At 72.8% G+C, this 18,952-nt stretch carries 18 protein-coding genes; 10 read left to right on the forward strand and 8 right to left on the reverse strand.

Annotated elements, in window-relative coordinates:
* The first annotated feature begins 217 nt into the window (after positions 1-217).
* Positions 218-907 carry a TetR/AcrR family transcriptional regulator gene (locus tag Aru02nite_RS04490; protein ID WP_203655104.1) on the forward strand — a complete coding sequence of 230 codons (690 nt, stop codon included), beginning with the start codon at positions 218-220 and terminating at the stop codon, positions 905-907.
* A gap of 26 nt (positions 908-933) precedes the next feature.
* On the forward strand, positions 934-2,091 hold the full coding sequence (locus Aru02nite_RS04495; protein WP_203655106.1) for an FAD-dependent oxidoreductase: 1,158 nt from the start codon (positions 934-936) through the stop codon (positions 2,089-2,091).
* A gap of 22 nt (positions 2,092-2,113) precedes the next feature.
* Here the strand turns inward: Aru02nite_RS04495 and Aru02nite_RS04500 are convergent, their stop codons facing one another.
* The gene (locus tag Aru02nite_RS04500; protein ID WP_203655108.1) at positions 2,114-2,491 is read right to left on the reverse strand and encodes an antibiotic biosynthesis monooxygenase family protein; all 378 of its coding nucleotides are present in this window, start codon (positions 2,489-2,491) and stop codon (positions 2,114-2,116) included.
* Between the two features lie 301 nt (positions 2,492-2,792).
* Positions 2,793-2,966: a hypothetical protein gene (locus Aru02nite_RS04505; RefSeq protein WP_203655111.1), complete on the reverse strand. Its 174-nt coding sequence runs from the start codon at positions 2,964-2,966 to the stop codon at positions 2,793-2,795.
* Positions 2,967-3,262: 296 nt separating this feature from the next.
* Here Aru02nite_RS04505 and Aru02nite_RS04510 point away from each other — a divergent pair, with 296 nt between their 5' ends.
* Positions 3,263-4,441, forward strand: a complete 1,179-nt coding sequence (locus Aru02nite_RS04510) for a winged helix DNA-binding domain-containing protein (protein WP_203655113.1) — start codon at positions 3,263-3,265, stop codon at positions 4,439-4,441.
* A gap of 15 nt (positions 4,442-4,456) precedes the next feature.
* Here the strand turns inward: Aru02nite_RS04510 and glsA are convergent, their stop codons facing one another.
* Positions 4,457-5,803, reverse strand: a complete 1,347-nt coding sequence (glsA, locus tag Aru02nite_RS04515) for a glutaminase A (RefSeq protein WP_203655115.1) — start codon at positions 5,801-5,803, stop codon at positions 4,457-4,459.
* Positions 5,804-5,971: 168 nt separating this feature from the next.
* Between glsA and Aru02nite_RS04520 the strand changes: the two genes are divergently transcribed.
* Positions 5,972-6,607 carry a maleylpyruvate isomerase family mycothiol-dependent enzyme gene (locus tag Aru02nite_RS04520; protein ID WP_203655117.1) on the forward strand — a complete coding sequence of 212 codons (636 nt, stop codon included), beginning with the start codon at positions 5,972-5,974 and terminating at the stop codon, positions 6,605-6,607.
* A gap of 203 nt (positions 6,608-6,810) precedes the next feature.
* Here Aru02nite_RS04520 and Aru02nite_RS04525 read toward each other — a convergent pair whose 3' ends face one another.
* Together Aru02nite_RS04525 and Aru02nite_RS04530 are read right to left on the reverse strand one after the other, a co-directional pair.
* Positions 6,811-8,112, reverse strand: coding sequence for an FAD-binding oxidoreductase (locus Aru02nite_RS04525; protein ID WP_203655119.1), 1,302 nt, complete (start codon positions 8,110-8,112; stop codon positions 6,811-6,813).
* On the reverse strand, positions 8,109-8,540 hold the full coding sequence (locus Aru02nite_RS04530) for a nitroreductase/quinone reductase family protein (protein ID WP_239076401.1): 432 nt from the start codon (positions 8,538-8,540) through the stop codon (positions 8,109-8,111). Before Aru02nite_RS04530 ends, Aru02nite_RS04525 begins: the two co-directional genes overlap by 4 nt.
* Positions 8,541-8,776: 236 nt before the next feature.
* Here Aru02nite_RS04530 and Aru02nite_RS04535 point away from each other — a divergent pair, with 236 nt between their 5' ends.
* Positions 8,777-9,916, forward strand: coding sequence for a sensor histidine kinase (locus tag Aru02nite_RS04535; RefSeq protein ID WP_203655123.1), 1,140 nt, complete (start codon positions 8,777-8,779; stop codon positions 9,914-9,916).
* Positions 9,913-10,578, forward strand: a complete 666-nt coding sequence (locus Aru02nite_RS04540) for a response regulator (protein ID WP_203655125.1) — start codon at positions 9,913-9,915, stop codon at positions 10,576-10,578. Before Aru02nite_RS04535 ends, Aru02nite_RS04540 begins: the two co-directional genes overlap by 4 nt.
* Positions 10,579-10,611: 33 nt before the next feature.
* On the opposite strand, the gene Aru02nite_RS04545 is transcribed toward Aru02nite_RS04540, so the two are convergent.
* Positions 10,612-10,995 carry a hypothetical protein gene (locus Aru02nite_RS04545; protein WP_203655127.1) on the reverse strand — a complete coding sequence of 128 codons (384 nt, stop codon included), beginning with the start codon at positions 10,993-10,995 and terminating at the stop codon, positions 10,612-10,614.
* Positions 10,996-11,298: 303 nt separating this feature from the next.
* Here Aru02nite_RS04545 and Aru02nite_RS04550 point away from each other — a divergent pair, with 303 nt between their 5' ends.
* Genes Aru02nite_RS04550 through Aru02nite_RS04565 form a run of 4 tightly spaced genes read left to right on the forward strand, consistent with a single transcriptional unit; the run spans position 11,299 to position 17,360 of the window.
* The gene (locus Aru02nite_RS04550; RefSeq protein WP_203655128.1) at positions 11,299-13,134 is read left to right on the forward strand and encodes a glycoside hydrolase family 15 protein; all 1,836 of its coding nucleotides are present in this window, start codon (positions 11,299-11,301) and stop codon (positions 13,132-13,134) included.
* A complete protein-coding gene (locus tag Aru02nite_RS04555; protein ID WP_203655129.1) occupies positions 13,131-14,510 on the forward strand; it encodes a glucose-6-phosphate dehydrogenase in 1,380 nt (459 codons plus the stop codon). Before Aru02nite_RS04550 ends, Aru02nite_RS04555 begins: the two co-directional genes overlap by 4 nt.
* 54 nt (positions 14,511-14,564) lie before the next feature.
* On the forward strand, positions 14,565-16,304 hold the full coding sequence (gene ilvD, locus Aru02nite_RS04560) for a dihydroxy-acid dehydratase (protein ID WP_203655130.1): 1,740 nt from the start codon (positions 14,565-14,567) through the stop codon (positions 16,302-16,304).
* Positions 16,305-16,343: 39 nt separating this feature from the next.
* Positions 16,344-17,360 (forward strand): C-terminal binding protein, encoded by a 1,017-nt coding sequence (locus tag Aru02nite_RS04565; protein ID WP_203655131.1) that lies wholly within the window; start codon positions 16,344-16,346, stop codon positions 17,358-17,360.
* A gap of 362 nt (positions 17,361-17,722) precedes the next feature.
* Here the strand turns inward: Aru02nite_RS04565 and Aru02nite_RS04570 are convergent, their stop codons facing one another.
* Together Aru02nite_RS04570 and Aru02nite_RS04575 are read right to left on the reverse strand one after the other, a co-directional pair.
* On the reverse strand, positions 17,723-18,367 hold the full coding sequence (locus Aru02nite_RS04570) for a nucleotidyl transferase AbiEii/AbiGii toxin family protein (protein WP_203655132.1): 645 nt from the start codon (positions 18,365-18,367) through the stop codon (positions 17,723-17,725).
* Positions 18,367-18,891, reverse strand: a complete 525-nt coding sequence (locus Aru02nite_RS04575; RefSeq protein ID WP_203655133.1) for a helix-turn-helix domain-containing protein — start codon at positions 18,889-18,891, stop codon at positions 18,367-18,369. The genes Aru02nite_RS04570 and Aru02nite_RS04575 overlap by 1 nt, the downstream gene beginning before the upstream one ends.
* Positions 18,892-18,952 lie beyond the last annotated feature (61 nt).

The following is an 18,952-nucleotide window of genomic DNA, read 5'->3' on the forward strand; positions in this document are numbered from 1 at the left end:
ACCGGTCCCGACCGGGTCGTACGCCTCGCCGCCGAACGCGCGGGTCCGGCCGGCGACGGCGCCCGGCGCGTTCGGAGCCGGCGCGTTCGGTTCGGGGCGCTGTGGTCCGCACCGGGCTGGATCGCGCAGGGCGAGCGCGACGCCGGTGTGGTGGACCGTGACCACCGTTACCGCTGACGAACGTGTTCGTTACGAACATGTTCGTTAGACTGGAGGCATGGCGAAGCACGCAGGCAGCCGGCGCGAGCGGCCGGCGAAACCGGCACTGTCCCGCGAGTGGATCATCGCGGCGACCATCGAGATCGTGCGTACGGAGGGCCTGGAGAAGGCGACGATGCGCCGGGTCGCGCAGGCCCTCGACACCGGCCCCGCCTCGCTGTACGTGTACGTCGCGAACACGGCGGAGCTGCGGGCCGCGGTGCTCGACGAGCTGATCGGGCAGTTGCCCCTCGGCCGCGGCCGCAGTGGCTGGCTGGCGCGGATCGAGTCCGCGCTGTCCGCGTACCGGGAGGTGCTGGTGACGTACCCGGGGCTGGCGCGCTCGGCGCTCGTGCTGCGCCCGACCGGGCCGAACGTGCTCCGGCTGTACGACCGGATCCTGGGGCTGCTGATCGAGGGCGACGTGCCGGCGGACCGCGCGGCGTGGGGCGCGGATCTGTTGGTACAGCAGGTGACCGCGAGCGCGGCCGAGCACGGGGCCGCGGCGCCGGGCGACGTCGACACGCCGGCGGACCCGGAGACCGCCCTGACCCGTGCCGTACGGGACGCTGACCCGGAGACCGCGCCACACGTCCACGCGCACGCCGACACCGTACTCGCCGGGCCGCCGGAGGCCCGGGCCAGTTGGGCGATCCGCGCGCTCGTCGCCGGGATCGCCGCCACGCCGGTGCCGCGGTCCGGGCACTGACCGGCACGTACCAAGGGGGAACGGGCATGACCACGCATCATCCGATCGTCATCCTCGGGGCCGGGCCCGGCGGGCTCGCCGCCGCCCGCGTCCTGCACGTGCACGGCATCGAGGCGGCGGTGTACGACCTCGACGCCGACCGGCACGCCCGAGTACAGGGTGGGATGTTGGACATCCACGACGACAGCGGCCAGGTCGCGATCCACGCGGCCGGGCTCTGGGACCGGTTCGCCGCGATCGTCCACCGCGGCGGCGAGGCCATGCGCATCCTCGACCACACCGGCGCGGTGCTGCACGAGGAGCCGGACGACGGTCGGCTCGGCCGCCCGGAGGTCGACCGCGGGCACCTGCGCGACCTGCTCCTCGACTCGCTGCCCGACGGCACCGTCCACTGGGGACACAAGGCGACCGCGGTACGGCCGGTCGCGGGAGTACCGGGGCGGCACGAGATCGTGTTCGGCAACGGGGAGCGGGTCACCACCGACCTGCTCGTCGGGGCGGACGGCGCGTGGTCGACGGTGCGGCCGCTGGTGACCGACGCGTGGCCGGAGTACACCGGGATCTCGTTCGTGGAAGCGGACCTGTTCGACGCGGACGCGCGGCATCCGGCCGAGGCGGCGGCGATGGGCGCGGGGATGCTGTTCGCGTTCCGGGGCGACACCGGCGTTCTCGGCCACCGGGAGATCGACGGCAGCCTGCACGTGTACCTGGGCCTCCGGGTACCGGAGGGGTGGGTCGACACCGTCGACTTCACCGACACGCCCGCCGCGAAGGCCGCGATGCTCAACCGGCTCGACGGCTGGGACGGTGCGCTGCGCGGGCTCGTCGCGAACGCCGACACGCCGCTGGTTCCCCGTCGTATCAACGCGTTGCCGGTCGGCGTCCGGTGGGACCGGGTGCCGGGCGTGACGCTGCTGGGCGACGCGGCGCACCTGATGTCGCCGTTCGCCGGCGAGGGAGCCAACCTCGCCCTGTACGACGGCGCGCAGCTCGCGCTCGCCCTCGCCGCCCACCCGGACGACCCCGACACCGCGCTCGCCGAGTACGAGGGGGCGCTGTTCCCGCGGTCGGCGGGATCGGCCGGCGAGTCCGCGGCGAGCCTGGAGCTGCTGTTCCGCGCCGACTCGCCGCGCGGCCTGGTCGAGATGTTCCAAGGTTTCGCGGACACCCGCACCGCGTCGTGATTCCGGTTCGGGAGGCCGACCCTCACCGGTACGGCGGGGCGCCGAGTGGATCGCCGCGCCGCCAGGCGTACTCCCGCTCGACCCGGCAGATCCGCGCCCGGTACGCCCGGTAGAAGCGCTGCCGTCCGAGCAGCTGCACGCCCAGGTGTTCGGCGTGCTCGCGCCAGGCGCGCAGCGCGTCCAGATCCCGCCAGTACGACACGGCGACGCCCACCCCGTCCGCCCGCGCGTACTCCAGCCCCAGGTAGCCGTCCATGGACCGGGCCAGGTCCAGCATGCGTTCGGACGCGGCGTCGTAGCCGGCCAGGTCCTCCGGATCGGTGGCGAGGACGGTGGTGAGGATGGCCGCGTAGTAGGGCGGGACCGTGTCGCCGACGATCCCGGCCGTGTCGTTGCTCATCCTCCGATGATGCCGCCCCGCCCGCAGCGCCGCGCGGCGGCGAGCCGGAACCGTTGCGGCGCAGGCAGATCAGGTCAGGTCGAGGGTCCGGCGCTGCCCGGCCGGTACGTGGTGGTGCGGCCCGGTGGGCGTGACGACGCGTACTGGTACGTCGCGGTCGTACTCGGGATGCCTTGTCCGGCAAGGTATCCCGGGTCCGCGCCGCGCTTCCCGTGCGGCGGTGCGTCTCCGGCGCGGAGTCATCGGCGTGGTCGACGGTTGGTGTCTGATCGAGGAAGGCCGGGCCGAGATCGCAGTGCAGTCATTTCACGATGACCTTGCCGAAGAGGGAAGCGAAGGCCAGCAACAGGCCCATCGCAACGAAGATCGGGCCGAGAACGCATCCCATGCCGCGGCCGAAACGCGGTGCGAAGCCCTCGACCGCGCGGGTCCGTTGGAGTTCCTCGTCGATGGCGGACGGTTTCACGATCGCCACGACTCCGATCCCGATGAGCAGGGCGGCCCCCAGCAAGCCGGTGCGCAATCATCGGTTGTCCCGCCATTCATGGCGCCCCGGCCGACAGGCGCGCCGGACCGTGCCGCGAGATCCGGCGCGGAGGACTATATCGGAGGTTCCGGCTCGACGGTTCGTCCTGTCGGCACCGGTCCGAGGACGTACCCGGTGGCGAGGCGGTCGTGGGAGGTCATGACCGGGAGCGGCTGTGGCAACCGAATGCCCCTGGCCATACTCGGCGGCGGTGGCGGGTGGTAGGAAGGCTGGCGGGGGGACGGATGCGGCTGATCGACGACGCGGAGCGGCGGGCCCGGCTGGCGCGCCGGCACGCGCTCGCGCCACGGCACCGGGTGGCGGACGTACCGGCGGCGGTGCGGGCGATGACGGCGCTGCACGGCACCGAGGCGGCCACGCCGTACCTGTCGTTGTTGGCGCGGGTCGACGGGTTCACCCGCGCGGACCTCGACGACGCGCTGTACTCGTCGCGGTCGCTGGTGAAGCAGCTGGCGATGCGCCGCACCCTGTTCGTGTTTCCGCGGGAGCTGCTGCCGGCGGCGGTGAGCGCCCCGTCGGCGCGGGTCGCCGAGCAGGTGGCCGGCCGGCTGGTCAGGGACCTGGAGGCCGGCGGGGTGACCGACGACGGCGCGGGCTGGCTGGCCGCCGCCCGGGAGGCGGTGCTGCGGCGGCTGGCCGGCGGCGCCGAGCTGAGCGCGAAGGACCTGCGGGAGGGCCTGGCCGAGCTGTCCGGCCAGCTGTCCTGGTACGAGCACAAATCGTACGGTGGGGTCGTGCACGTGGCGCCGCGGGTGCTGACCTGGCTGTCGGCGACCGGGGATCTGGTGCGCGGCAACAACTCCGGGCGCTGGCGGGTGTCCCGTCCACTGTGGACACGGATGGACGACTGGCTGGGCGCGCCGCTGCCGCGCTGCGAGCCGCCCGCGGCGTACGAGGTGCTGGTCGAGTCGTACCTGCGGACGTTCGGGCCGGCGACGGAGCGGGATCTGGTGTGGTGGTTCGGCGCGACGAAGGCGGCGATGCGGCGGGCGCTGTCGGACCTGGCCGCGGTGCGGGTGCAGCTGGAGCGTGACCAGACCGGCTGGGTACTGCCGGACGACGTGGCGCCCGAGCCGCCGGTGGAACCGTGGGCGGCGCTGCTGCCTGCACTCGACCCGACGACGATGGGGTGGAAGGACCGCGACTTCTACGTCGACCCGGGGTTCGCGCCGGCGATCTTCGACCGCGCCGGCAACGGCGGCACCACGGTGTGGTGGGACGGCCGCATCGTCGGCGCGTACGTACCGGATGAGGACGGTCGGATCGAGCTGGTCGTGCCGGACGATCCGGGCCGGGCCGCGCGGTCGGCGCTGCACGCCGAGGCCGAACGGTTGGGCGACTGGCTCGACGGCGAGAAGGTCAGCGCGCTGTACACGTCTCCGCTGGTCACCTGGGGCCGCTGAACCGGCGGCCGGCGGTCAGTCGCTGGTGGCGTCGAACTCGACGAGGCCGGCCAGGCACCAGGCGAGCGCGGCCTCCGCGGTCACGAACCGTTCGGCGGGCGGCAGGTGCTGGTGGCCGACCACGGCGGCGCGGTGCCCGGCCGCGGTCAGTTCGGCGAGGGTACGCCGCAGCATGGTCGCCGCGACCGGGTCGAGGTGCCGTACCCGGCTGAGGTCCAGCACGATCCAGGTCGGCGGCGGGGTCGGCGCGGTGAGCGCGTGGACGACGCGTTCGGCGCTGGTGAAGTCGAGGCGGCCCTGCGCGCCGACGAGCCGTACCCGGTCGCCGGCGCGGGCCACGGCGGTGCGTTCGGCGTCGTGCCGGGCGATGCGCCGCAACGTGTCGCCGGCCGCCCCGTCGGTACGGACGGTCGGCGCGGCGGTCGTGGCGTGCATGAGGTGCAGGCCGAAGCGGGACGACACCTCGCGCAGCGCCGCCACCCCGCGTACCGAGTTGCCGGTGGTGTCGAGCGGCGGGCTGAACGCGGCGACGCCGAACCGGCCGGGGCTGACGGCGATGATCCCGCCGGACACGCCGCTCTTGGCGGGCAGCCCGACGCGGACGAGCCAGTCGCCGGACGCGTCGTACATGCCGCAGGTGGCGAGCACCGACAGGACGGCGACCGCGACCGGTTCGGCGACCACCCGTACGCCGGTCACCGGGTTGACCCCGCCGTTGCCGAGCGTCGCCGCCATGACGGCCAGATCGCTTGCGGTGGCGCGGATCGAGCACTGCCGGAAGTACGTGTCGACGCTGTCGTCGACCTCGCCGGGCAGCGCGTCCGCCGCCTTCATCAGGTACGCCAGCGCCCGGTTCCGGTCACCGGTCGCCGCCTCCGAGGCGTACACCTCGGGGTCGATGTCGAGGTCCCGGCCGGCGAACGCGGACAGCACCGCGCGGATGCGCTCGTACCGCTCGGCCGCGTCGTCGCCGGCCACCAGCGCCGTCGCGCAGATCGCGCCCGCGTTGATCATCGGGTTGGCGGGGCGGCCCGTCGCCCGGTCCAGGCTGATCGCGTTGAACGCCTCGCCGCTCGGTTCGGTCCGCAGCCAGCGCGACACCTCGTCGACGCCCCGGTCGGCGAGCGCCAGCGCGTACACGAACGGCTTGGACACCGACTGCAACGTGAACGCCACGTCGGCGTCGCCGGCCTGGTACCGGTGGCCCTCGGTGCTGGCCATCGCCACCCCGAACAGCGTCGGATCGGCGAGCGCGAGCCGCGGAATGTAGCTGACGATCTCGCCGGCCGACAGGACGCCGACCTCCGCGTGCACCTCGGCGAGCGCGCGCGTCACCGCGCCGGCCGTACTCCGCCCGGTCATGAGCCCCCTCCCGCACCACGTCGTGCAGCGATTCCCGCCCTATCCTGACCCATCGGTCGTACCGGGCGGTGTGCGGCTCCGGCAACCGACGTCGGCCCGGCGACTTGCGGTCCACCCGGGCCGGTGGTACCCACGGGGGTCCGTCGTCGAGAGTGGGGTCCGGAGCGCATGCCCGATGTGATGAGCCTCGCCGGCGACGAGCGGCGCGACCTCGCCGACTTCCTCGCCACGCTCACCCCGGAGCAGTGGGAACGCCGGTCGCTGTGCGCGGACTGGACGGTCCGCGAGGTCGTGGTGCACGTCGTCAGCTACGAGGAGCTGGGGCCGCGCGGCACCGTCGCCCGGCTGGTACGCGGGCGGTTCAGCCTGGACCGGACGAACCCGATCGGCGTACGCGCCGGTGCCGACGCCTCGCCCGCCGAGGTGCTCGACCACCTCCGGGAGCACCTGCGGCCGCGCGGGATCACCGCCGCGTTCCGTGGCCGGATCGCCCTCACCGACGGGCTGATCCACCACCAGGACATCCGCCGCGCGCTCGACCTGCCCCGCGAGGTACCGGCGGAGCGGCTGCTGGTGACGCTGCCGTTCGCGTTGCGGGCGCTGGCGTTGCCGAGCCGGCGCGACGCCCGCGGGCTGCGGCTGGTCGCGACCGACCTCGACTGGACGCACGGGAAGGGCCCCGAGGTACGCGGTACCGGCGAGGCCCTGCTCATGGCGATCGCCGGGCGGCGGGCCGCGCTCACCGACCTGGACGGCCCCGGCGCCCCGCTGCTCGCCCGGCGCGTCGCCGCCCGCCTCGCCTGATTCCCTTGTACTCCAACGGTTCCGGCGCGTGCCGCGGTTAGAGGTCCGGACAGAAGGGCGTCGGATGGCTGGCGAGGCTCGGGGCGGGGCTGCCAAGGCGGAGGTGCAGTCGCACACCGGTGTTGGATGCGACTGCTGCCGACAACGTCGGCAGCGTCGTCCTGAGCCCGCCAGGCGCCGACAGTCCTTTCTGTCAGGACCTCTCAGTCCGCGGGGGTGATGTTGTAGTTGCGCCGGAACACGTTGCCGGGGTCGTACGTGCGCTTCACCGCGGCGAGCCGCCGGCGCGTGGCCGCCGGGTACATGGCCGCCACGTCCGCGGGCCGGTCCGTACTGGCGAAGTTGGGGTAGGCGCCGGTCACGTACGGGTCGATGCGCCGCATCAGCTCGTCCAGCAACGGTTCGCCGTGCGCGACGGCCAGCTCGTCGCCCATCGCCACGGCGGTGACCAGCGCGGCGTGCCCGCGGTGCGCGAACGCGGTGGCGTCCGGCGCGACGCGGTCGACGGCGCCGCCGAGCGCGCGGACGTTCACCGCCACCATGGGCGCGGCGGACGCCGCGACCAGCGCCTCGATCAGCGCCGGGGTGAACTCGCGGACGAACGTGCTGCGCACCGCCATCCGGAAGCCGGGCGGCAGCCCCGGCAGCTCCGCCAGGATCTCCGGGTACGGCACGGGTCGCAGGTCGTCGCCCAGCTCCGGTACGTCGGGCCGCAGCGGTCGTACGGCGGTCTCGGCGGCGGCCGGGTCTCCGCCGGCGTAGCAGACCGACAGCATCGCGGGGCCGTCGCCGGGCGCCAGGTCCACCGCGCTGGTCAGCTCGTCCGGCGCGGCGGCGGCGTGCCGGGCCCAGTGCCGGAGCACGTCCGCGGCCCGCTCCCCCGGGTACCGGACGGTCCCGTACACGACGTCGGTGACGGGCTGCGCGACCAGCTCGAACGCGGTGACGACGCCGAGGTTGCCGCCACCGCCGCGCAGCGCCCAGTACAGGTCTTGGTGTTGGGTGGCGCTGGCGCGTACCGGTGTGCCGTCGGCGAGGACGACGTCGGCGGCGACCACGGCGTCCAGGGCGAGCCCGTACCGGCGGGTGAGCCAGCCGATGCCGCCGCCGAGCAGCAGCCCGCCGACGCCGACGTTCGCGGTGTCGCCGGAACTCAGCGCCAGCCCGTACCCGGCGAGGGTCTTCGACACCCGGCCCCAGGTGGCGCCGCCACCGATCCGCACCAGCCGCCGCGCGGGATCCACCACCTCCACCCCGTCCAGGTACGACAGGTCGAGCACGATCCCGCCGTCGTTGGTGGCGAAGCCGGCCGTGTGGTGCCCGCCGCCGCGTACCGAGACGGTCAGCCCCTCGGTACGGGCGTGGTCGAGTGCCGCCGCGACGTCGCCCGCGCCGCGGCACCGGACCACCAGCGCCGGCCGGCCGGCGTGCACGAACGTGCGCCGCAGCTCGTCGTACCCGGTGTCGCCCGGTGTGAGGACCTCGCCGTCCAGTCGCCCGATCATGCCTGCCTCCCCGTCTCGATCACGACCACCGGCAGCTCCCGTACGGTGCGTGCCTGGTAGCGCGCGTAGCCCGCGTACGTCCGGACGATCCGCGACCACAGCTCGGCCCGTTCGGTACCGGACGCGACCCGCGCCACCATCCGGCGGGTCACCCCGCGGAACGTCACCCGGACCGCCGGCTCGGCGCGCAGGTTCAGGTACCAGGACGGGTTGCGGTCGTCACCGCCGAACGACGCGACGAGCACGATCCGGTCGGCGTCACTCACCGGTACGGCGAGCATCGTGGCCCGCTCCACCCCGGTACGCCGGCCGACGGTGACCAGTTCGGCGACCGGCATGCCCATCGCCCGGCCGAGCAGGCGGCCCTTCGTGGCGCGGAAGACCCGCCGGTGCATCCCGGTCGACAGGCGGAACAGCCGGTCCTTCACCCGCGGTCCCCGTGTTGTGTGGTCGGCCCGGGATCCGCCCGGCGCCGCGTGCATCCCTGCTGTGTTCATGCCGTCGATGCTGGTGCGGCCACTGCGCCCCGTCGTCGGTCACCGGATGACACCTGGCGTTGCCACCGCCGTGACAGACGGTGGCGGCGACTACCACGTGGGGCGCAGTCCACACCTCCGTACCGGGTAGGACGCGGTGGCCCGGACGCTCGGCTAGCGTTCCCGGTATGAGACGAGCGGGTGCCGCCACGGGGCGTCTCCGGGAGGCGGGGCTGGTGGTGGGGGTCGCCGCGGCGGCGACACTCGCGGGCCTGATCGCGCCGGTCGACCGCACCCACCTCGACCCCCTCGGGTACGCGGTGCCGCTGGTGGGCGCGCTGTCGCTGCTGGCCCGGCGGCGCGTGCCGAACGTGGTGGTCGTGGTGACCACGGTCTGCGTCGCCGTCTACTACGACCTCGGCTACCCCGGGTACGGCGCGTCCCTGCCGCTGATCGTCGCCCTGTACACGGCGGTCCTGGCCGGGCACCGGCGGATCGCGCTGGTACCGCTGGCCGGGCTGCTGGTCGGCACCGTCACGCGGGTCGTGACCGGCAGCCCGCTGCGGGAGTCGTCGCAGAGCGCGTTCCTGCTCGCCGGGTGGCTGGTGGCCGCGGTGGCGATGGGCGCCGGCCATCGTCAGTGGCGGGCGTACGTGCGGCAGCTGGAGAAGCGCGCGCTCGACGCGGAACGTACCCGGGAGGAGGCGGCGCGTCGCCGCGCCGCCGAGGAACGCCTGCACATCGCCCGCGAACTGCACGACTCGCTGACCCACAGCATCTCGGTCATCACCATGCAGGCCGGCGTCGCCGTACACCTGGCGAACAAGCGCGGCGAGCCGGTACCCGAGGCGCTGACCGCGATCCAGGCCGCCGGCCGCGACGCCAACCGCGAACTGCGCGCCACGCTCGGCGTCCTGCGCGCCGAGTCCGACGACCCGGTCACCGGCGTCGACGCGCTGCCCGAACTCGTCGCCCGCTCCGCCACCGCCGGCATGCCCGCCACCCTCACCCGCTCCGGTACTCCGGTGGCGCTGCCGGCCGCCGTCGACCGCGCCGCGTACCGGATCGTGCAGGAGGCGCTGACGAACGCCGGGCGGCACTCGGGCGCCGCGGCCGCCACCGTCGAGGTACGCCACCTGCCGGACGCGCTCGTCGTCGAGGTGTGCGACGACGGCGGCGCCACCCCGGACTCGCCGCCCGTACCGGGGATCGGGCTGCTCGGCATGCGCGAGCGGGTCACCGCGCTCGGCGGCACCCTCGACGCCGCGCCCCGCCCCGAAGGCGGCTTCCGGGTACGCGCCGAGCTGCCGCTGCGGGTCACCGCGTGATCCGGGTACTGCTGGTCGACGACCAGGCGCTGATCCGCGGCGGGCTGCGCGCGCTGCTGTCCGCCGAGTCCGACATCGAGGTCGTGGCGGAGGCCGCCGACGGCCGTGCCGGTGTCGCGCTCGCCGCCGAGCACCGGCCCGACGTCGCGCTGCTCGACGTCCAGATGCCGGTCATGGACGGGATCGAGGCCACCCGCCGGATCGTCGCCGACCCGAGCCTCGCCGACGTGCACGTCGTGATCCTGACCAACTACGGCCTCGACGAGTACGTGTTCACGGCGCTGCGCGCCGGCGCGAGCGGCTTCCTGCTCAAGGACACCGAACCCGCCGACCTGATCACCGCGGTACGGGTCGCGGCCCGCGGCGACGCGCTGCTGTCCCCCGCCGTCACCCGCCGGCTCATCGCCGAGTTCGTGGCGCGGCCGGCGGAGATGCTGCCCCCGGCCGGGCTCGACGTCCTCACCAACCGGGAACGCGAGGTCGTCGAACTCGTCGCGTACGGGCTGAGCAACGACGAGATCGCCGCGCGCATGGTGATCAGCCCGGCGACCGCCAAGACGCACGTCAGCCGCGCCATGACCAAGCTCGGCGCCCGCGACCGCGCCCAGCTCGTCGTCGTCGCCTACCGCACCGGCCTCGTCACCGCGTCCCCACCTCGCTGACCCGGAAACGGTGCGGTTGAGCCGATCCGCGACTCACACGTCCCGGCCGTACTGGAGTTCGGTGCCGCAGGCGCGGTAGCCGAGCCAGGTGAGATCGAGCCGGGAGTACCGGAGGTCGCGGGTGTGGGTGCGGCCGCGCCGCTCGTACCACCGGACGCTGCCCGGGTCGTCGACGGCGCGGCCGCGGAGCCGCTCCGCGCCGCGGTCGCGCAGGTGCGCCAGGATCGCGTCGTACAGCCGGTTTCCGCCGTACGGCGTGCCCGCGGCCCCGGTGTCCGGTACACGCCGGCCCGGATGCGTTGCGGCGCACCGCGGTCCCGCGGGCGACGGCGCCCACCGGCACCGCGGCGTTCGTACCCAGGGGCGGGAAAGGCAGGCGCTGCAACGGTCTCCGCCCTGCCGCGCGGGATGTCGCAAACTCCCGTCCTGTCATCCCTGATTCCCCGCCGCGGGCCGGACAGCCGGCCTAGTCTTCGTGGGGAGGCAAGGTGGGCCCCGGCGGTGGGAGCCGTGGTGTCGGCGTGTGACGGCACGTCGACGGTTCCGGGCGCCGTCGTGACTCGCCCGTGGCCGCGCACCGGCGCGGTCGCCAAGTTCCTTGTGTACCAAGCGATGCGGGCCGCGCGCGGCGGTCGGGCCGGCATCGGAACCGGGCGACGAGCAGGTGGCCCGGGCGCAACGGCACCGTTCCGCGATGCGACGGCGGAAAGGGAACGGACAATGCTTGATCCCGATCCACCGTTCCGGCGGATCCGGCGCCACGACGGCTACCTGCCGTTGACGGACCTCGGCCTGATCGGCGACGGTGCGACGGCGGCGCTGGTGGGGCTGGACGGGTCCATCCCGTGGATGTGCCTGCCGCGCTTCGATTCCCCGCCGCTGTTCTGCGGGCTGCTCGACCAGGCCGACGGCGGCGCGTTCACCGTCGCGCCCGAGGGCGCGGTCGAGGCCCGCCAGCGGTACGAGCCGGACACCGCGGTCCTGGTGACCGAGCTGGCGAGTACGACCGGGAAGGTGCGGGTCACCGACGCGCTGGCGTTGCGGTCCGGCGCGGACCTCACCGACGACGCCCCGGCCCAGCGCGCCGAACTCGTCCGTTCCGCCGTCGTACTCGACGGGGACGTGCGGCTGCGCGTGGACGTCCGCCCGCACGGCGGGGTGCACGTGCGCGCGCTGTTCAGCGGGCTCGAACTCCAGGTGCCCGGCCGGCCGGACCTGCGCCTGCACCTGCGGTCGAGCCGGCCGCTCGACGGGCCGACCACCACGTACGACCTGCGCCGGGGGGACCGGGTGGACCTGGTGTTGTCGTGGCGGCGGCAGCACCGGCACCACCGGTTCGACGCGACGACGCTGCTGCGCGACACGGCCGACGCGTGGCGCCGGTGGATGCGGCGCTGCACGTACGAGGGGCCGGAGGAGGCGCTGGTCCGGCGCTCCGCGATCACCCTGAAGCTCTGCGACGACTGGGTGAACGGCTCGGTCGTGGCGGCGCCGACGTCGTCGCTGCCGGCACCGATCGGCGGCGTACGCAACTGGGACTACCGGTACGTGTGGATCCGGGACGCCGCGTTCGCCGTGTTCGCGATGCGCCGGATCGGGTTCGGCGACGAGGCCGACGCGTTCCTCGGCTGGGTGCTCGACGCGTTCGAGCGGAGCCGCACCCCGCGCATCATGTACGACCTCGACGGTGGCCGGGTGCCCGACGAGGTCCAGGACGCCGCGCTCGCCGGATACCGGAACTCCGCCCCCGTACGGTGGGGCAACGGCGCGGCCGACCAGCGCCAGCACGACGTGTACGGCGAGGTCCTGGACTGTGCCGACCAGTGGCTGCGCGCCGGCGGCGACCTGGAGCCGGGGCTCTGGGCCGGCCTGGCCGGGCTCGCCGACACGGCACGGCACGCGTGGCGGCAACCCGACCAGGGCATCTGGGAGGTACGCAGCGAGGGCCGCGTCTTCACGTACTCGGCGGCGATGTGTCAGGTGGCGCTGGACCGCGCCGCGGCCATCGGCGAACGGCTGCACCTGTCCGGGCCGGTCGACACCTGGCGCGCCGCCGCGGACAAGCTGCGCCAGTCGATCCTCGACCAGGCGTGGGACGAGGACGCGCGCACCCTCCGCGAACACCTCGACGGTACGGGTGGCCTGGACGCGAGCCTGCTCGCGCTGCCGCCGAGGCTGGTCGTACCCGCCGACCATCCGCGGATGATCGCCACCACCGCGGCCGTCGCCGACCGCCTGTCCGCCGGCAACGGCCTGCTCTACCGGTACCTGCACGACGAGTCGACGGACGGGCTGCCCGGTGACGAGGGCGCGTTCCTGCTGTGCAGCTTCTGGTTGGTGGACAACCTCACCGGCCAGGGCCGGATCGAGGAGGCCGAGCAGCTGTACGCGTCGCTCTGCGCCCGGGCGAGCCCGCTCGGGCTGCTGTCCGAGCAGGTCCATCCGACGACCGGCGAGTTCATGGGCAACTTTCCGCAGGCGTTCAGCCACATCGGCGTGATCGCCAGTGGCGTGAACCTCGCGCGGGCGAGGCAACGGAGAGCGGGGACCAGATGATCGACCGACTTGCCATCGTGGGGGCGACCGGCGACCTCACCGCCCGCTACCTCCTGCCGGGACTGGCCGCCCTGTACGCGGCGGGTCAGCTCGGCGACGACTTCGAGCTGGTGTGCACCGACCGCAAGGACTGGGACACCGACACGTACCGGTCGTGGGCGGGCGCGCAGCTCGACCGGCTCGGCAGTACGTGGCCGGAGCACGCCCGCAAGCAGGTGGTGTCGGCGGCCCGGTTCCAGCAGTGCGACATCACCGACGTCGCCGCGGTGAAGGCCCTCGTCGGCGGTACGGCACCGCTGGCGGTGTACCTCGCGCTCCCGCCGGCCGTGTTCGCGCCCGCGGTGTCCACATTGGAGCGTGCCGTACTCCCGTCGGGCAGCCGGATCGTCCTGGAGAAGCCGTTCGGTGAGGACCTGGACAGCGCGGTACGGCTGAACCGGCTGCTGGCCGAGGTCGTACCCGAGGAGGCGGTGTTCCGGGTCGACCACTTCCTGGCCATGTCGACGGTGGAGAACATCCTCGGCAGCCGGCTCGCCAACCGCGTCCTGGAGGTCATCTGGAACAGCGCGAACATCGCGGCCGTCGACATCGTCTGGGACGAACGCCTCACGCTGGAGGACCGCGCCGGCTACTACGACGGCACCGGCGCGCTCAAGGACATGCTGCAGAACCACCTGCTCCAGATCCTGTGCCTGGTGGCGATGGAGCCGCCGGTCAGCCTCGGCGAACGCGACCTGCGCGACCGCAAGATGGACATGCTGCGCTCGATCCGGCCGTTCACCGACGCCGACGTCGCCCAGCGCAGCCGGCGCGCCCGGTACCTCGCCGGCCGGATCGGCGACCGCACCGTGCCCGCGTACGTCGACGAGAACGGTGTCGATCCGACGCGGCGCACCGAGACCTTCGCCGAGATCGAGCTGGAACTCGACAACTGGCGGTGGGCCGGCACGCCGTTCCGGTTGCGTACCGGGAAGGCGTTGGGGCGGGACCGGATGGAGGTGGCCGTACGGTTCCGCGACGTCCCGCACATGCCGTTCGGTCACGCCGGCGAGATCCTGCCCAACGTGCTGCGCTTCGGTCTCGTACCGGAGACGCTGAGCCTGGACCTGATCGGCAACGGGCCGCAGGCGTTCTCGTTCGCGCCGCTGCGGCTCGCCGCGCAGATGCCGCCGCCCGACCTCCCGCCGTACGGGCGGCTGCTGCAGGAGGTACTCACCGGCAACGCCGCGCTGTCCATCCGCGGTGACGAGGCGGAGCAGGCGTGGCGCGTGGTCGAACCCGTACTGGCGGCGTGGGACGAGGGGCGCGTCCCGCTGGAGGAGTACCCGGCCGGGTCGGACGGGCCCGCACCCCGGCGCCGGCCGGACCCGGACTGACCGAGCCCGACGGACCGGCCGAAGGCAAGGGGCGCAACAGAAAGGCGAGAGGCGATGGACCGGGACCGACCGCAGCTCCGGAGCCAGCGGCTGCGCCTGGTGAACCACCAGGGCGACGCGCTGCGCCTCGGCATGAACTGGACCGAGGAGGATCTCGGCAAGCCGCAGGTCCTCGTCGACTCCGCGTACGGGATGGGCCACCCCGGCACGTTCCACTTCCGGGAACTCATCGAGGAGGTCAGCAACGGCGTGTACGAGTCCGGCGGCAAGCCGGGGGTGTTCGCGGTCAGCGACATCTGCGACGGCGTCGTCCAGGCCACCAGCGGCATGAGCTACTCGCTGATCTCGCGCGACATCATGGCCGCGATGGTGGAGATCCACGCCCTCGGGCACCCGCACGACGGCATGGTCCTCATCTCCGGCAACGACAAGTCGGTCCCCGCGCACCTGCTTGCCATCGCCCGCTGCAAGCTCCCGGCCATCCACCTGCCGGGCGGTACCCAGCTCAACGCGCCCGACTACGTCACCTCGAACAAGATGTGGGAGATGGGCGCCGCGGTCGAACGCGGCGAACTGCCCCGCGAGGACCTGGAGAGCGCGCAACGCGGCGCCTGCCCCACGTGCGGCGCCTGCCAGTTCATGGGCAGCGCGAGTACCGGGCAGGTGTTGGCGGAGGCGCTCGGGTTGGCACTGCCCGGATCCGCGCTCGTCCCCGCGCCCCTGACCAAGCTCCTCCGGTACGCCCGCGCAACCGGCAAGCAGCTCGTCGACATGATCGAGCGCGACCTGACGCCGCAACGGATCCTGACCCGCGAGGCGTTCGAGAACGCGATCGTGCTGCACGCGGCCATCGGCGGATCCACCAACGCGCTGCTGCACCTGCCCGTCATCGCGCGGGAGGCGGGCGTGGACATCGGGATCGACGACTTCGACCGCATCCACCGCCGCGTACCGGTGCTGGCCAACGTCAAGACCACCGGCCGCTACCCCGTCGAGTACTTCTGGTACGCGGGCGGGGTGCCGGCCGTGATGCTGGAACTGCGCGAGATGCTGCACCTGGACTGCCTGACCGTCACCGGCAAGACGCTCGGCGAGAACCTGGACGAGATCGAGCGCGACCCGTTCTTCTTCGCCGAACGGTTGGGATACCTCAACAACTTCCGGATCGACAAGGAGGAGATCATCCGGCCGCGGTCCGAACCGTTCGCCACCGACGGCGGACTTGCCATCCTGTACGGCAACCTCGCACCCGAGGGCGCGATGATCAAGACCTTCTCGGTACCCGAACAGATGCACGTGCACACCGGACCGGCCCGGGTGTTCGACTTCGAGGACGAGGCGATCCACGCGCTGCTCCAGCGCCAGATCTCGCCCGGCGACGTGCTCGTCATCCGGTACGAGGGCCCGCGCGCCAACGGCATGCCCGAGATGTACTACGCCGCCGCGATCCTGTCGTCCGACCGCGTCCTCAACACCACCACCGCGATCGTCACCGACGGCCGGTACTCCGGCGCCATGCGCGGACCGTGCATCGGCCACGTGGCGCCCGAAGCACTCGACGGCGGCCCCATCGCGCTGGTGGAGGAGGGCGACCTCGTCTCCATCGACGTACCGGAACGCCGGCTGGACATCGTCGGCGTCAAGGGCGAACACCGCCCACCGGACGAGATCGACGCCGTACTCACGCAGCGACGCGGCATCTGGCGGCCGCAGGCATCGCGCCACGACACCGGAATCCTCTCCCTGTACTCGCGGGTCGCCCGCAGCAGCAGCGACGGAGCCTCCATCACGTAGCCGCATCCACCGCCGTCCTCGTCGGGAAGGTGATCGAGAATGACGCAGCACAACGGGTACACGGTCGTCATCGCCGACTCCGACTTCGGCGACGCCGACATCGAACGCGCGATCGTCGAGGGCGCCGGGCACCGGCTGGTCGCCGCGGACTGCCGTACCGAGGACGACGTGATCGCCGCCGCGCGCGACGCCGACGCCGTCCTCGCGCAGTACGCGACGGTCGGGTCACGTGCCATCGACGCGTTCACCCGCTGCAAGGTCATCGCCCGGTACGGCACCGGTACCGACATCGTCGACGTGGATGCCGCCACCCGCAACGGAATCCTGGTCACCAACGTCCCCAACGACTGGTGCCAGAACGAGGTCGCCGACCACGCGATGGCGCTGCTGCTCGCCGCCGTACGCAAGGTCTGCACGTACCACGGCGCCACCCGCACCGGCACGTGGCGGTGGCAGACCGGCGAACCGATCCACCGCATGCAGGGCCGTACTCTCGGGCTGTTGTCGTTCGGCGCGATCGCCCAGTCCATCGCCGCGCGGGCGCACGCGTTCGGGATGCACGTCGTCGCGCACGACCCGTACATGCCGGGCGACGACGTGATCGCGCACGGCGCCATGCCCGTGACGTTCGACGAGCTGATCGAGGAGTCCGACTACCTGGTGATCCAGGCGCCGCTCACCAAGGAGACGCACCACCGCATCGGCGCGGCCGAACTCCGCCGGATGAAGCCCACCACGATCCTCGTCAACACCGCCCGCGGCCCCATCGTCCGCGACGACGCGCTGTACCAGGCGCTCACGGAAGGCTGGATCGCCGGCGCCGGGCTCGACGACATCGAGGAGGAACCGGCCAAGGTACGCGACTGGCGGCCCACCAACCCGCTGTTCGGCCTGGACAACGTCCTCATCACCCCGCACGCCGCCTACTACTCCGAGGAGGCGATCCGCACCGTCCGGGACTTCGCCGCGCACGAGGTCGTCCGGGTACTCGGCGGGCAGCCGCCGCTCTCCCCCGTCAACGCCGCCCAACTCGCCAGCATCCACCTGCACCACTGAGTACGCCCGGCCTCCCCGTCTGGTCAGCCCGATGTACGCGCAGCCCGCACCGAGCTTCGGGATCTCCGAGTCGTGCTTGTCCAACTGGCTGCGTACCGCGGACGTGGAAGACGGCCAACGTCCCGGGCGTGACCCGCGCGATCGGCAACCCCGACACACGACGGCTTCTCGACGCTCTCGACCAGGCCACCGGCGACGCTGAGCCACGCCGGCTGAGATCGCGGCAGCAGGTCCGCCGGCATCGTCGGCAGAAACCGTGACAGATACCCCTGGCATGTCATGGAATCTGTCGGCAATCCACGTCGACACACCGCAGCTCCCAGCGGAACGACTTCTGAAGGATGCGATGGGGAGGGGCCGCCTCAGATGTTCGTCGAGCACTCCTTGGCCCAGTCAGCGAAGAACACCCGGGTTGCGGCAACATCGGCAGGCGGCAGCGGGATCTCATCGTCTCCGTACCGGGCGATCATCCGCATCGTCTCGCCGAGAACGCCCACATCGAACCCCGGGTCGATCTGGGCCGCGCGCCGCAGCAGGGTGTCTTTCCCGAACCGGCGCGCAAGGCGGTACACGTCGGCGAAGTCGCGGCGTTCCGCCCGCCCGAACAGGGCGAGTAGTTTCCGGCCGGCAAGTTCTTCAGCCTCCAGCGTCGGGCCGAGGACCGTGACAATCGGCGGCTTGAGCGGCTGGGAGTCGATGGCGATGTCGACAACGGTGTGGGCGTCGCGGCTGGACACGAGCAGGCGGCAAAACGTTGCGCTCTCGCGCCCGACCTGGACCCCGAAACCGCGGTCTTCGAGTGCCACGACCAGCGACGTTTTGGCTGGCGACACCGACTCGATGGGCGTGGAGGCGAACAGGTCGATGTCGTCGGTCGTCCGGTCGATGAGGTTGGAGGCCAGCAGTGCTGCGCCACCTGAGACGACGTATCCGCGTGACTCCGGCATCTCGAAGAAGATCTGCGCGACGGTTACCTGGATGTCGGTGAGGTTGCTGCTGTCGCCCACTACGCGACCTCCCGGTCGCCGGGCTCTCCTGTGACGACTGGGTTCCACGCGTCGCGTACGGCGATCGGCAGGACGAGTTCGTCCCACAGGTCTGCGAGTAGCGCGCCGTCGATGTAGGTGAGGACGTCGTTGGGGGTGCCTTCGCGGAGAACGATCTCGTACACCCATGCGCGGTCTCGGCGGTTCCGCATGTTGAAGCTGCGGCCGGTGTCGGACCAGTTCAGCGACAACGGCAGCACGACCGTGGCGAGCGCCTTCTCGACGGGAAGTCGCGGCAGCACGTTCGGGACCTCGACGGGCAGCCCACGATAGGTGGCGACCTCTCGAAACTCGACCTTCGGCGCGATGGACAGTTCGTAGCCAGCGGCGTTGAGGATGCGGCTGGCGACGGCCAGGGTTGGGGAGATGCGGCCGTGTTCGTAGGCGGACAGGTTGGGGCGTGCGGTTCCTGCGGCGGCGGCCACGGCGGCCTGGGTGAGCCCGGCTGCCTGGCGGGCTTGGGTCAGGAGCGTTGCCGGATCCATACCCCGAGCGTAGCGGAACATATACCTACCGGCTAGCCGACCGGCCCGCCCCCTCTCGACG

The sequence above is a fragment of the Actinocatenispora rupis genome (assembly GCF_016861975.1).
GTDB classification, from domain to species: Bacteria; Actinomycetota; Actinomycetes; order Mycobacteriales; family Micromonosporaceae; genus Actinocatenispora; species Actinocatenispora rupis.